The following is a 12,044-nucleotide window of genomic DNA, read 5'->3' as shown; positions in this document are numbered from 1 at the left end:
GGCGTCGCGCCTGCCGGCAGGAGGCGAGGTCAGTGGAAGGCGAGGTACGCCCAGGCCATTCCGCTGGCGAGGGCGACACAGCCACCGATCACCAACAGCGCCCGCCGGGACCGCCGGGCGGGCGTACCGATCAACTGGGTCGGCGCGGCGAGCACACCGGCCGGCGCCGCCGGGTCCGCGGGCGGCGGCGCCAGGTGCCGGCGGTACGTCCCCAACCGGTCCGTGGCGGCGGCGCCCGGGTCGAAGAACCGCAGCTCCAGGTTGCCGAGCCGGATCCGGTCGCCGTCCCGCAGCTCGGCGTGCCCGCGGAGCCGTTCGCCGTTGAGCCAGGTCCCGTTCGTGGAACCGGTGTCGGTCAGCAGCACCCGGCCGACGGTGAGTTCGACGGTGGCGTGCCAGCGGCTGACCTTGGGATCGTCCAGCAGCACGTCGGCGCCGTCCTCCCGACCGATCCGGCGCACTCCGGGACGCAGCCGGAAGCTGGCGCCCCGCAGTGGCCCACTGCTCACGGTCAGTATCGGCAACAGATCAAGTTGGTCGGACATGGATTTCTCCATCCGGCTTCGCCCCCCACCGACGCGGCAACGTCGGCCCCCGGACCAGCTTCCCACCCACCCCGGCCCGGTTCCACGTCCTGGCGGTCCGAACCGCGCTGACCAGGGAGCGGATCAGGGCTCGCCGATTCGGCCGAGAGGAGATCGGACCCCGGCGATCCGTATACCTACCCGTGGGTAATCCTCGGGTCTAGACTTCCGCCATGACGACCGTGAACGCTCCCGGCGTGCCCGGAATCGCAGACGGCGAACTGGTCTCCACCAACCCGGCCACCGGGGAGCCGGCGGGGCGGTTCCCGGTCGCCGACGCCGAGGGCGTGGGCCGGGCCGTCGCGCGGGCCCGGGAGGCCGGGCAGTGGTGGGCCGGGCTCGGCTTCGCCGGCCGGCGGGGCCGGTTGCTGCGCTGGCGGGCGCTGCTGGCAAACCGGATCACCGAACTCGCCGAACTGTCGCACCGGGAGACCGGCAAGCCGGTCGCCGACGCCGTGGTCGAGGCGGTCAGCGCAGTCGACCACCTCGACTGGGCGGCCCGGAACGCCAAGCGGGTGCTCGGGCCCCGCCGGATGCGCTCCCGACTGGTGGTCGCCGAGTTCTCCGCCCGGCTGGAATACCGACCGTACGGCGTGGTCGGGGTGATCGCGCCGTGGAACTATCCGGTGCTGACCCCGCTGGGCGCCTTCGGCTACGCGCTCGCCGCCGGCAACGCGGTGGTGCTCAAGCCCAGCGAGTACACCCCGGCCGTCGGGCAGTGGCTGGTCGACACCTTCGCCGAGGTCGTCCCCGAGCAGCCGGTGCTACAGGCGGTACACGGCCTCGGTGACGTGGGCGCCGCGCTCTGCCGATCCGGCGTGGACAAGATCGCGTTCACCGGCTCCACCCGTACCGGCAAACTGGTGATGGCGGCCTGCGCCGAGACGCTCACCCCGCTGGTCGTCGAGGCGGGCGGCAAGGACGCCGTGATCGTCGACGACGACGCCGACCTGGACGCCGCCGCCGAGGCCTGCGTCTGGGGCGCCCTCACCAACGCCGGCCAGACCTGCATCGGCATCGAACGCGCCTACGTGACCGCACCCGTCTACGAGGCCTTCGTCGACCGGGTGGTGGCGAAGGCCGGCCGGCTCACCGTCGGTCCCGACGGCACCGACCTCGGCCCGATCACCATGCCCGGCCAGATCGCCACGATCCGCCGGCACATCGAGGACGCCATCGACCGGGGCGGCCGGGCCGTGCTCGGCGGGCCGGAGGCGGTGCAACCGCCGTACGTGCACCCGACGATCCTGGTCGACGTACCCGAGGACGCCGACGCGGTCCGCGAGGAGACCTTCGGGCCGACCCTCACCATCAGCAGGGTGACCGACGCCGAGGAGGCGTTGCGCCGCGCCAACGCCGTCCGGTACGGCCTCGGCGGCGCCGTCTTCGGCCGGCGCCGTGCCGCCGAGATCGCCGACCGGATGCACTCCGGGATGACGGCGATCAACTCCACTTTGTCCTTCGTCGGGATGCCGACACTCCCGTTCGGCGGAATCGGCGATTCCGGGTTCGGCCGGATCCATGGCGCCGACGGACTGCGCGAGTTCGCCCGCAGCAAGGCGGTGACCAAACGGCGGGGACCCTCGCTGCTGCCGGCGATGACCTTCGAGCGGACTCCCGCCCAGGTGCAGCGCATCGTCAAGGCCGCGAAAATTATGTACGGACGGTGACTTCAGTCTAACCGATCGTAGGGACAAAAGGGCGACTAAGACATCCCTGGCCGTCTCCCGCGTCGGTACCGTTCGCCCAATGGGGCTGCACGCGTTGCGATTCCGCCTGGTCGACAGCGATACCTCCTGGGGCGCCCGGCGTCGGGCGCGCCGGGCCGGATGGCTCGCGGAGACCTTCCCGGACCTGGCCCAGATGTCCGTCGTCGACCTCGGCGGACGGGTGGGCACCTGGGCACAGGCGCGGGTCCGCCCGAAACACGTACACGTGATCAACCTTGAGGAGTCCCCGGCCGACGTACCGGACTGGGCGGAGGTGGACCGGGCCGACGCCTGCGCACTGCCCCGGCACATCGCCAACCGCCGCTACGACCTGGTCTTCTCCAACTCGGTGCTGGAGCACGTCGGCGGGCACGAGCGCCGGCTGCGGTTCGCCGAGACGGTGCACGCGCTCGCCGACGCGCACTGGGTGCAGACCCCCTACCGGTACTTCCCGATCGAGCCGCACTGGATCGCCCCGGGAATGCAGTTCACCCCGATCCGGCTGCGGATCGCGCTGGCCCGCCGCTGGCCGCTGGCGCACACCCGGCCGGACTGCCGGGAGACGGCGATCCAGCAGGTGCTCTGGACCGAGCTGGTGGACCGCTCCCAGATGCGGCACTACTTCCCGCACTCCCGGATCCGGGCCGAACGGCTGGCCGGGCTGATCAAGTCGTTGATCGCGGTCCGTACCGGCGGGTGACCCGCGAGCCGGCCGTGGCCGCCGCCTTGCGGGCTCGGCTCAGCTCGCGTACGCCGGGTCGGCCAGGCTGACCAGGGTTGCTCCGGTCGAGTCGTCCACCAGGGCGACCCGGACCCGGTCCGGTGCCACCTCGACGGCCGGCACGGCGAAAACCGCCGTCGCCGACCGGCCCTGGTAGCGGGCCGAGTAGCAGACCATCCGCCAGGAATCCTCCAGCCAGTGGTCCCGTACGTCGGAGGTGAGCAGCGCGGCGACCTGCCGGTACGCGGCACTGAGCTGGAGTTGCTGCACGCTTGCCAGCAGCGGCACCCCGGAACCGCCGCGCAGCGGATGGGTGAGCCGGGCCCGGAGCCGGCGCAGCGGCAACAGCCAGTACGCGTCGAACTCCGGCGACAGCGCGACGATCAGCGCCGCCTCGGCCAGCAGCAGCCCGGCCGACGCGGCCGGGGCCCCGGTCAGCGCCGGCAGCCAGTACGTGCCGCCGGCCGCCACGCCGAAGAGGCCGGCCAGCACCAGCACGCCGGCCCGGGCGATGCTACGCCCGGTGACCGGGGTGGCCTTGGCGCTCAGGCAGCCGCACGATGCACCGGGGGCGACGCGGCGGGCGTACCCGAGATAGCCGACGAAGCCGGCGGCCAGCGCGGCGGCCGCCACCGGCTCGGCGATCGGGGCCGGCGGCAGCACCAACAGGACGCCGAGCAGCAGTTCGGTCCCGCCGAGCACCCGGTACGCCGGCACCGCCCGGTCGGCGCCGAGCAGCGTGCCGAACGCCGAGGTGCGCGCCTGCTCCGCCGCCCGCCGGTCGACCAGCTTGATCCGGGCCGACCAGATCAGCACGACGCCGACCAGCAGGGACTGGAGCGCCGCCATGGACTGAAGCATGATGCCCTCCTCTCGTGCTTGTAAGGAAGGGCCCCCGCTCGTTCGTCTTCTGTTGTAGCGGGGGCCCTTCCCCCATCTCAGTTGGCGGCGTAGACGGTGGCGATGCTGATCTCGTTGGTGTCGGGGTGCCAGGCGCCGATCACCTGGACGTGCCCGCCGACCCGCAGCAGCGAGACGTCGGAGATGGCCGGGGTGCCGTTGTAGACCGCGGCGGTGGTGCCGGGCACGACGTGCCCGATCAGCCGCCTGCCGTGGTGGTCGAGGTGCAGCACGTTGCGGCCGACCGAGACGATGTGCGCGGTCAGGTTGACGATGTTGGCCCAGAGCGAGTCGGCGGCGAGGGTGCCGTCGGGCAGCCGCACGCCTCGGACGTACATGCCGTCGCCCTTCTCCAGCCGGTCGAAGGTGGTCGGCTGGAACTTCCAGATGCTGGTGCCGTTGGTGACCTGGATCCGGTGCAGCGCACCGTCGGAGCCGGCCAGCAGCACCACGCTGCCGGTGATCGAGGTGACCCGCCCCTCGGCGAAGTTCGGGTCGGGTGCGCCGGGTGAGACCTTCACCGGTTCGGCGGCGAGGGCGGCCTCCGGGGCGAGCGAGCCGAGTGCGGTGGCTCCGGCGATGCCGGCGCCGCCGAGTACGGCCGTGCTGAGCAGTCGCCGACGGTCCATCGTGGTCGTCATCGTGGCTCCTCCCTACACCGTGTCGACAGAGCAGGGCCGGAGCCCGGTGGACAGGCTGGCGATCGCGCTGTACGCCGCCGGGGTCAGATCGATGATCCGGTTGGTTCCGCAGGCCGAGCCGCAGCAGGCGCGCTCGCCGCAGAACAGGTCGGTCTGCGGCCCGCAGTCGGCGATCGAGGTGCCGACCCGGGCCCCGTTGCAGAGGTTGGTGGTGTAGTGCACGAACCCGCAGGTCCGACGCGAGAGGGGGGTGCCGCAGACGTCGGGTCGGGTGATCGCGAGGCAGGCGGCCGAGGCGTTCGGCCAGGCGTGTTGGAAGTTGCCGGAGGTGCAGGTGCCGCAGGCGCCCCGGCCGGTCGACGCGCACGGGCCCCAGGCGCTGCCGCAACAGAACCAGGACACCTCTCCGGTCACAGCTGCCATGATCGGTCCTCCCTTCGGGGGTTAAGGGAAACGACATTGATCAATATTGACGACAATTATTGCGGCGAAAACCCACGCAGTCAATCGATGGTTCTGAAAGTTTTCTTCAGGAAGTGACCGGAACGCCGGGCCGACCCCACCGGCCTGATCGATCAGAAGAGCGTCAGCTCGTCCCGTTCGATGCCGCGCAGCCGGTCGTAGTTGACCACCACGCACCGGATCCCCCGGTCGGTGGCGAGCACCCGGGCCTGCGGCTTGATCTCCTGGGCGACGAACATCCCGCTGACCGGTGCGAGCAGCGGGTCGCGGTTGAGCAGTTCCAGGTAGCGGGTGAGCTGTTCCACCCCGTCGATCTCGCCGCGCCGCTTCACCTCGACCGCGACGGCCGCCCCGGCCCCGTCCCGGCAGAGCAGGTCGACCGGGCCGATCGCGGTCATGTACTCCCGGCGGACGAGCGTGAACCCCTCGCCCAGCTCGGTCGGGCTGGCGGCCAGCAGCTCCTGGAGGTGCGCCTCCACGCCGTCCTTGCGCAGTCCCGGGTCGACACCCAGCTCGTACGAGGTGTCCTGGAAGATCTCCTCCAGGGTGATCCGCAGCTCCTCGCCGGCCTTGTTGACCACCCGCCACACCCCGGGTGCCTCCTCCAGCCGGCACGGCGGACTCATCCAGTTCAGCGGCTTGTAGGCCCGGTCGTCGGCGTGGATCGAGACCGACCCGTCCGCCTTCACCATCAGCAGCCGGGTCGCCAGCGGCAGGTGTGCCGAGAGTCGTCCGACGTAGTCCACGGAGCACCGCGCAATCACCAACCGCACCCGACGAGGGTAGCCGAGGGGTCGGTACCGGCTGGGCGCGCCGTCCTGGCGCGTCGATGCCATCCTGGTACCCGTGCTGGAAGCCCTCACCGGAACCGGCCTGGCGGCATCGGCCGGTCTCAACGCGTACATTCCGCTGCTCACCATGGGGCTGCTCGCCCGGTACACCGACGTGGTGAACCTGCCCGGCGGCTGGCAATGGATCTCCAACGGCTGGGTACTGGCCATCCTGGTGGTGTTGCTCACCGTGGAGGTGGTCGCCGACAAGGTGCCGGTGGTCGACCACGTCAACGACGTGGTGCAGACCGTCATCCGGCCGACCGCCGGTGGGCTCGCCTTCGGGGCGGGTTCCGGGGCGGAGACCGTCACGGTCAGCGACCCGGGTCAGTTCTTCGGCTCCAGTCAGTGGGTGCCGGTGGTGATCGGGGTGCTGATCGCGCTCGGCGTACACGGGGTCAAGGCCGCGGCCCGGCCGGTGATCAACGCCGGTACGGCCGGCTTCGGCGCCCCGGTGGCGAGCACCGCCGAGGACGCGACCAGCGTGTTCTTCTCGCTGTCGGCGATCCTACTGCCGGTGCTGGTCCTGCTCTTCCTGCTGTTCGTGCCCCTCGTCGTGCTCTGGGTGGTCCGGCGGCGCCGGCGCCGCCGGGCGGAGCGGCGAGCGGCCCGAGCCGCTGCCCGGGAGGGGTCCCTGACAAAGTACTGACGCCCGGGGCCACGCGGGCACGTCGCGGCTGGCATCCTCGGCCAGGTGCTCGCGAAGATCTTTCGGGTGTCCCTGGTCGCCGTCACCGCCGCCGCGCTGGTCGGCGCACTCGTCCTCGTGCTGACCGTGGTCCGCAACGGCACCACGTCGGTCCGCGAGGACACGGCGGCGGTCGGCAACGGCACGGCTCCGGCGACACGGCCGCGGACCGATCCGGGTCCGGCCACCACTGCGGCGACCGGCGGCACACCCGGCGGCCAGCGGCCGGGCACCGTGGGGCCGAGCACCCCGACCCGTTCCGGCGACATCTCCCGGCCGATGGGCACGGACCGGCCCGGCACCACCCGGCCGGGCACCCGGCCCCCGGTGGTGGCGCACGGGCCACGTACCGGCAACCTGGTGGCGTTGACCTTCGACGCCGACATGACCGACGCGATGCTCGGTAACCTGCGCGCCGGCCGGGCCAGGTCGTACGCCAACCTGCGCGTCGTCGACCTGCTGGAGCGGGAACGGGTCCCGGCGACGTTCTTCCTGACCGGCAAGTGGGTCGAGCGCTATCCGGAGCTGACCCGGCGGCTCGCCGGCAACCCGCGGTTCGAGCTGGCCAACCACACGTACGGGCACCTGGCCTTCACCCGGGACTGCTACGGGTTGCCCCGGCTGCCGGCCGCCCGGATGACCGAGGACGTGGACCGGACCTTCCGGCTGATCGAGCCGTACGGTGGCCGGCAGACCCGGTACTTCCGGTTTCCGGGGCTCTGCCACGACCCCGCCGCGCTGGCCGCGCTCGCCCCGCTCGGCCTGACCGTGGTCGACGGGGACGTGGTCAGCGGGGATCCGTTCGCCACCGCCTGGCGGCCGATCGTGCGCGCGGTGCTGTCGAAGGTCCGGCCCGGCTCGATCGTCGTGCTGCACGTCACCGAGGAGAACGCGGCGATGACCGACGAGGCGCTGCCGCACATCCTGGCCGGCCTGCGGGACCGGGGGCTGCGCCCGGCGCCACTGTCGGAGGTGCTGGCCGACGGGTGAGCCGCCGACCCGGTCGCCGGAACGAACGGTCCGTCACGCATAGTTGACGCATGGCAGAGCAGCTCGCGATCTCCGTACGGGGGTTGCGCAAGGCGTACGGCGGGACGGTCGCCGTCGACGGCGTCGACCTGGCGGTGGCCCGGGGCGAGGTCTTCGCCCTGCTCGGCCCGAACGGTGCGGGCAAGACCACGACGGTGGAGATCCTGGAGGGCTACCGGCGCCGGGACGCGGGCGAGGTCAGCGTGCTCGGCGTCGATCCGGACGCGGCGGACGGGCGGTGGCGGTCCCGGGTCGGCATCGTGCTCCAGGGCACCGGCGAGTTCGACGACCTCACGGTGGCCGAAGTGGTGCGGCACTTCGCCGGCTTCTATCCGGATCCGGACGATCCAGACAAGGTGATCGAGCGGGTCGGGCTGGCCGGCAAGGCGAGGTCCCGCACCCACACTCTCTCCGGTGGACAGAAGCGCCGGTTGGACGTGGCGCTCGGCATCATCGGCCGGCCCGAACTGCTCTTCCTGGACGAGCCGACCACCGGTTTCGACCCGGAGGCCCGCCGCGGGTTCTGGGAGCTGATCCGGGACCTGGCCGCCGCCGGCACCACCATCGTGCTGACCACGCACTACCTGGACGAGGCCGAGGCGCTCGCCGACCGGGTCGCGGTGATCAGCGGTGGACGGCTGGTCGAGGTGGCCGCCCCGGCCCGGCTCGGCAACCGGGCGGAGGCGCTGGCCACGGTCTCCTGGCGTACCCCCGAGGGTGTGCTGCAGCGCGTCGAGAGCGCGACGCCGACGGCGCTGGTCACGGAGCTGGCCGCGCGGTTCGGTGGTGAGGTGCCGGGGCTGACCGTGACCCGGCCCACCCTGGAGGACGTCTACCTGGAGATGATCGGGCACCGATGAGCACCTCGACCACCGCACCGCAGACCGCCGGCAGGCCGGCGACGTCCGCACCGGCCCGGCGGGTCGGGCCCGTCGCGCTCGGCCTGCGACAGGGCCGGCTGGAGGTACGTCAGTTCCTGCGCAGCCGCGAGTCCGTGGTCTTCACCATGCTCTTCCCGGTGGTGATGATCCTGATCTTCGCCTCGATCTTCACCGGCGAGATCGGCGGCGGGGTCCGGTTCACGCAGTACTTCGTGACCGGCATGATCGCCACCGGCCTGATGACGGTCGGCTTCCAGAGCCTGGCCATCCAGATCCCGATCGAGCGGGACCGGGGCGTGCTGAAGCGGCTGCGCGGCACCCCGATGCCGAAGTGGGTGTACTTCGTCGGCAAGATCATAATGGTCGCGGTGATCGGCGTCGCCGAGACCGTACTGCTGCTCGCCGTCGCCGTGCTGCTCTTCGACCTCACCCTGCCGCAGACCGCCGGGAGCTGGTTCGACCTGTTCTGGATCTCCGTCCTCGGCATCACCGCCTGCACCCTCTGCGGCATCGCCTTCTCCTCGCTGCCCCGCACCGGGCGGGGCGCCTCCGCCACGGTCACCCCGGTGGCCCTGGTACTCCAGTTCATCTCCGGGGTCTTCTTCGTCTTCACCGAGCTGCCGAGCTGGATGCAGCAGGTCGCGGCGATCTTCCCGCTGAAGTGGATGTGCCAGGGGCTGCGCTCGGTCTTCCTGCCCGAGTCGTTCGGCGCCCAGGAGCCGGCCGGCTCCTTCGAACTCGGCCGGGTCGCCCTGGTCCTCGCCCTCTGGTGCGTCGTCGGCCTGGTGCTCTGCCTGACCACCTTCCGCTGGACCGCCCGCCGCGACGGCTGACCCCGGGGCCGGTCGGCCGACACCGGCAACCTTCGTCAGGCCGGTACCTGGCCGGCGTGTAGGTCGGCTCCGGCCGACGCGGGAAGCGTCGACTCCCCGGCGACCGTGGTCACCCTGGCCCCGGCCACGCCGTCCCAGCGGGCCGTCCACTCGGCGAGCAGCCCGGCGAACGCCTCGTCGTCGAGGCCGTAGGTGACGACGGTGAGCGAGCTCGGCGCCGGCTCGGTGCTTGCCAGCGGCGCCTGACCCGCGACCACCAGCAGGTGCCCGGACGGCGACACGGTCATCCGCTGGTAACGGCTCTCGTGCCACGGCCGCCCCGCGCCGCCGGCGGCGTCGGCGATCGCCAGCGCCTCGGCAGCGGTAGCCGTACCGGTCAGGTAGATGGTCCGGCGGCGGCCCTGCGGCCGGCACTCCAGCAGGAAGCGGAGTTGTTCGAGGAAGGTCCGCCAGCCCTCCTCCATGCCGTCGTAGACCTCGGCCCAGTCCGTCCCGTCGAGCGACCCCGGCAGTACGGCCCGGACGGCGGTCCGGCGCTCCTCCGCCACCAGCTCCAGGTACGAGCCGTCGGGGAAGAGCATCCGCTCCGGCCCATGGCGTTCGGCATGGTCGAAGAAGATGTACTGGATCTCGCCGTCCAGGTCACCTCCGTGGTCCCAACCGAACCACTCGCGGATCCGTGCGGCATCGGTCACCGTCCGCCACACGGTGTCCCGGTCGGCGTCGATCGGCACCTCGACGCGGTACGGCTTGGCCTGCTCGGCCGTTTGTGCCTGCTCGGTCATCTCGTCACTCCGTTCGATCTGGTTCGCTGGCTTCACCGGCCCGGTGGTCCGCAGCCGGCGGTGTGGGACGGTCGTCTGCCGTCGACGTGGGATGACCGCCGACGAGCAGGTGGTAGCGACGACCGGCGGTGGGCGAGTCGAACTCGGCGGCCAGCTCGGCGACCCGGGTCGCGAGCCGCTCGGCGAACCGGGTGATGTCCGCCGGCCGATCGAAGCCGATCTCCGCCTCGATGGTGAAGGTGACCAGCCGTTTCCCGGCCCGGGCCGCGCCCTCGCGCATCCGGGCGACGTCGTCGAAGGTGCGGGCGGCGGCGGCCAGCAGGGTGTCCGCGGCGAACCGGTCCTGCCCGGTCGGACCGAGGTCACCGACCAGTGCCGGTGCGACGATCACCGCGTGCGCGGCGGTCCGCATCACCCGCTCGGTCCGGCCGCGCCGCTGACGCAGCTCGACCAGCTCGACCAGGCCACCCTTCTCCAGCTCCCGCAGGTGGTAGTTGACCCGCTGCCGGCTCTCGCCGAGTCGGGCGGCGAGGCCGGCGGCCGAGGCCGGCTCGCGCAACTCCGCCAGCAGCCGCTGGCGCAGCGGCGTGAGATTGCCCCGGAGCCGCTCACCGTCCCGGATCACGTCGACGTCCTTGGTCACCGGACCATCCTGCGATTAGACAAACCAATTTGTCAAATCGCGGTGCGTCACGGGACCGCGCTGTCGGTACGGGTAACAGCCCGGCTCGGCCCACACCGGACGGACAGCCTCACCGGCCACGGCGGTCACCTTCGCCGCCTGCGTCTGTCGGATCACCGCAGCTCACGCAGCCGATCGGCCAGGAACTCCCGCTCGGCGGCGTTGTCGGCCAGCGCCAGTGCCGCCCGGTACGCCTCGGCCGCCTCGGCGTGCCGGCCGAGTCGGCGCAGCAGGTCCGCCCTGGTGGCCGGCAGATAGCGGTACCCGGCCAGCCGCCCGTCCCGCTCGATCGCCTCGACCTCGACCAGCGCCGCCGCCGGGCCGTCCACCATCGAGACCGCCACCGCGCGGTTCAACGCGACGACCGGGGACGGCCAGATCCGCAGCAGCTCGTCGTAGAGGGTGCGGATCTGCGGCCAGTCCGTCTCCGGATAGCTCGGTGCCTGGGCGTGCAGCGCGGCGATCGCCGCCTGCAGGGTGAACCGGCCGGGCGGACCGGCCCGGAGCGCGGTCACCACCAGGCGATCCGCCTCGGCGATCAGCTCCCGGTGCCAGGCGGTCCGGTCCTGCTCCTCGATCCGCAGCAGCCGGCCGGCCGGGTCGGTCCGGGTGGCCCGGCGGGCCTGGTGCACCAGCAGCAGGGCCAGCAGCCCCGCGACCTCCCGGTCGGCCGGCAGCAGCAGCCGGAGCATCCGGGCCAGGTCGACCGCCCGGCCGGTGAGTTCGTCCCGAACCAGCTCCGCGCCGGCCCGCGCGGTGTGCCCGGTGGTGAAGAGCAGGTGGAGCACGGTGAGCACCGCGTCGACCCGGCCGGGCAGCTCGGCGGCGGCCGGAACCGCGTACGGGATGCGGGCGACCGCGATCTTCTTCTTCGCCCGGGTCAGCCGGGCGGCCATGGTCGCTTCGCTGACCAGGAACGCGTGCGCGATGTCCGGGGTGGGCAGCCCGCAGACCAGCCGCAGGGTGAGCGCGATCCGCGCCTCCAGCGCGAGTGCCGGGTGACAGCAGGTGAAGATCAGCCGGAGCCGGTCGTCGGGGATGGTCTGCGGCTCTGCCACCTCGGCCACCTCCGGTTCGAGCAGCAACGGCAGTTTGGCGTCGAGCGTCCGGCGCCGGCGCAGCGCGTTCAGCGCGCCCCGCCGGGCCGTCGTGGTCAACCAGGCGGCGGGCCGGTCGGGTACGCCGTCGCGCGGCCAGGTCCGCAGTGCCTGGACGTACGCGTCCTGCACCATCTCCTCGGCGAGGTCGAGATCCCGGGTCACCCGCACCGTCGCGGCGAGCACCCAGGCCCACTCGCGA

At 72.4% G+C, this 12,044-nt stretch carries 14 protein-coding genes; 6 read left to right on the top strand and 8 right to left on the bottom strand.

All coding sequences use genetic code 11. The features are described from left to right. Window positions 1–29 precede the first annotated feature (29 nt). Window positions 30–545, bottom strand: coding sequence for an FHA domain-containing protein (locus EV371_RS12705; RefSeq protein WP_165436668.1), 516 nt, complete (start codon window positions 543–545; stop codon window positions 30–32). 212 nt (window positions 546–757) lie between these two features. On the opposite strand from EV371_RS12705, the gene EV371_RS12700 reads away from it, so the two are divergent. Together EV371_RS12700 and EV371_RS12695 are read left to right on the top strand one after the other, a co-directional pair. Then, the gene (locus tag EV371_RS12700) at window positions 758–2,254 is read left to right on the top strand and encodes an aldehyde dehydrogenase family protein (protein ID WP_130462221.1); all 1,497 of its coding nucleotides are present in this window, start codon (window positions 758–760) and stop codon (window positions 2,252–2,254) included. A 79-nt stretch (window positions 2,255–2,333) separates the two neighbouring features. Continuing rightward, window positions 2,334–2,993, top strand: coding sequence for a methyltransferase domain-containing protein (locus tag EV371_RS12695; RefSeq protein WP_130462220.1), 660 nt, complete (start codon window positions 2,334–2,336; stop codon window positions 2,991–2,993). 39 nt (window positions 2,994–3,032) lie between these two features. Here EV371_RS12695 and EV371_RS12690 read toward each other — a convergent pair whose 3' ends face one another. From EV371_RS12690 to nucS, 4 genes are all read right to left on the bottom strand, one after another. Next, entirely contained in the window at window positions 3,033–3,875 is an 843-nt protein-coding gene (locus EV371_RS12690; protein ID WP_130462219.1) for a MauE/DoxX family redox-associated membrane protein, read from the bottom strand. Window positions 3,876–3,952: 77 nt separating this feature from the next. Beyond that, window positions 3,953–4,555, bottom strand: coding sequence for a cell wall protein (locus EV371_RS12685; RefSeq protein ID WP_130462218.1), 603 nt, complete (start codon window positions 4,553–4,555; stop codon window positions 3,953–3,955). 12 nt (window positions 4,556–4,567) lie between these two features. Then, the gene (locus EV371_RS12680; protein WP_130462217.1) at window positions 4,568–4,978 is read right to left on the bottom strand and encodes an RlpA-like double-psi beta-barrel domain-containing protein; all 411 of its coding nucleotides are present in this window, start codon (window positions 4,976–4,978) and stop codon (window positions 4,568–4,570) included. 152 nt (window positions 4,979–5,130) lie between these two features. Continuing rightward, on the bottom strand, window positions 5,131–5,790 hold the full coding sequence (gene nucS / locus EV371_RS12675) for an endonuclease NucS (RefSeq protein WP_107260418.1): 660 nt from the start codon (window positions 5,788–5,790) through the stop codon (window positions 5,131–5,133). Window positions 5,791–5,863: 73 nt separating this feature from the next. Here nucS and EV371_RS12670 point away from each other — a divergent pair, with 73 nt between their 5' ends. Genes EV371_RS12670 through EV371_RS12655 form a run of 4 tightly spaced genes read left to right on the top strand, consistent with a single transcriptional unit; the run spans window position 5,864 to window position 9,278 of the window. After that, window positions 5,864–6,496, top strand: a complete 633-nt coding sequence (locus EV371_RS12670; RefSeq protein ID WP_130462216.1) for a DUF4126 family protein — start codon at window positions 5,864–5,866, stop codon at window positions 6,494–6,496. 45 nt (window positions 6,497–6,541) lie between these two features. Further along, window positions 6,542–7,525, top strand: coding sequence for a polysaccharide deacetylase family protein (locus EV371_RS12665; RefSeq protein ID WP_486484585.1), 984 nt, complete (start codon window positions 6,542–6,544; stop codon window positions 7,523–7,525). A gap of 50 nt (window positions 7,526–7,575) precedes the next feature. Further along, on the top strand, window positions 7,576–8,424 hold the full coding sequence (locus tag EV371_RS12660) for an ATP-binding cassette domain-containing protein (protein WP_130462215.1): 849 nt from the start codon (window positions 7,576–7,578) through the stop codon (window positions 8,422–8,424). Next, the gene (locus tag EV371_RS12655) at window positions 8,421–9,278 is read left to right on the top strand and encodes an ABC transporter permease (protein WP_130462214.1); all 858 of its coding nucleotides are present in this window, start codon (window positions 8,421–8,423) and stop codon (window positions 9,276–9,278) included. The genes EV371_RS12660 and EV371_RS12655 overlap by 4 nt, the downstream gene beginning before the upstream one ends. 35 nt (window positions 9,279–9,313) lie before the next feature. Here the strand turns inward: EV371_RS12655 and EV371_RS12650 are convergent, their stop codons facing one another. The 3 genes from EV371_RS12650 to EV371_RS12640 all read right to left on the bottom strand — a co-directional run bounded on the left by EV371_RS12650 (window position 9,314) and on the right by EV371_RS12640 (window position 12,028). Then, a complete protein-coding gene (locus EV371_RS12650) occupies window positions 9,314–10,063 on the bottom strand; it encodes an SRPBCC family protein (RefSeq protein WP_207230469.1) in 750 nt (249 codons plus the stop codon). Window positions 10,064–10,067: 4 nt separating this feature from the next. Beyond that, window positions 10,068–10,706: a winged helix-turn-helix domain-containing protein gene (locus tag EV371_RS12645; protein WP_130462213.1), complete on the bottom strand. Its 639-nt coding sequence runs from the start codon at window positions 10,704–10,706 to the stop codon at window positions 10,068–10,070. Window positions 10,707–10,858: 152 nt separating this feature from the next. Further along, a complete protein-coding gene (locus EV371_RS12640; RefSeq protein WP_130462212.1) occupies window positions 10,859–12,028 on the bottom strand; it encodes a DUF6596 domain-containing protein in 1,170 nt (389 codons plus the stop codon). Window positions 12,029–12,044 lie beyond the last annotated feature (16 nt).

This window comes from Plantactinospora sp. CNZ321 (assembly GCF_004217235.1).
Note: the sequence above shows the minus strand (reverse complement) of the source record. Positions and strands in the feature narration are given on the sequence as shown.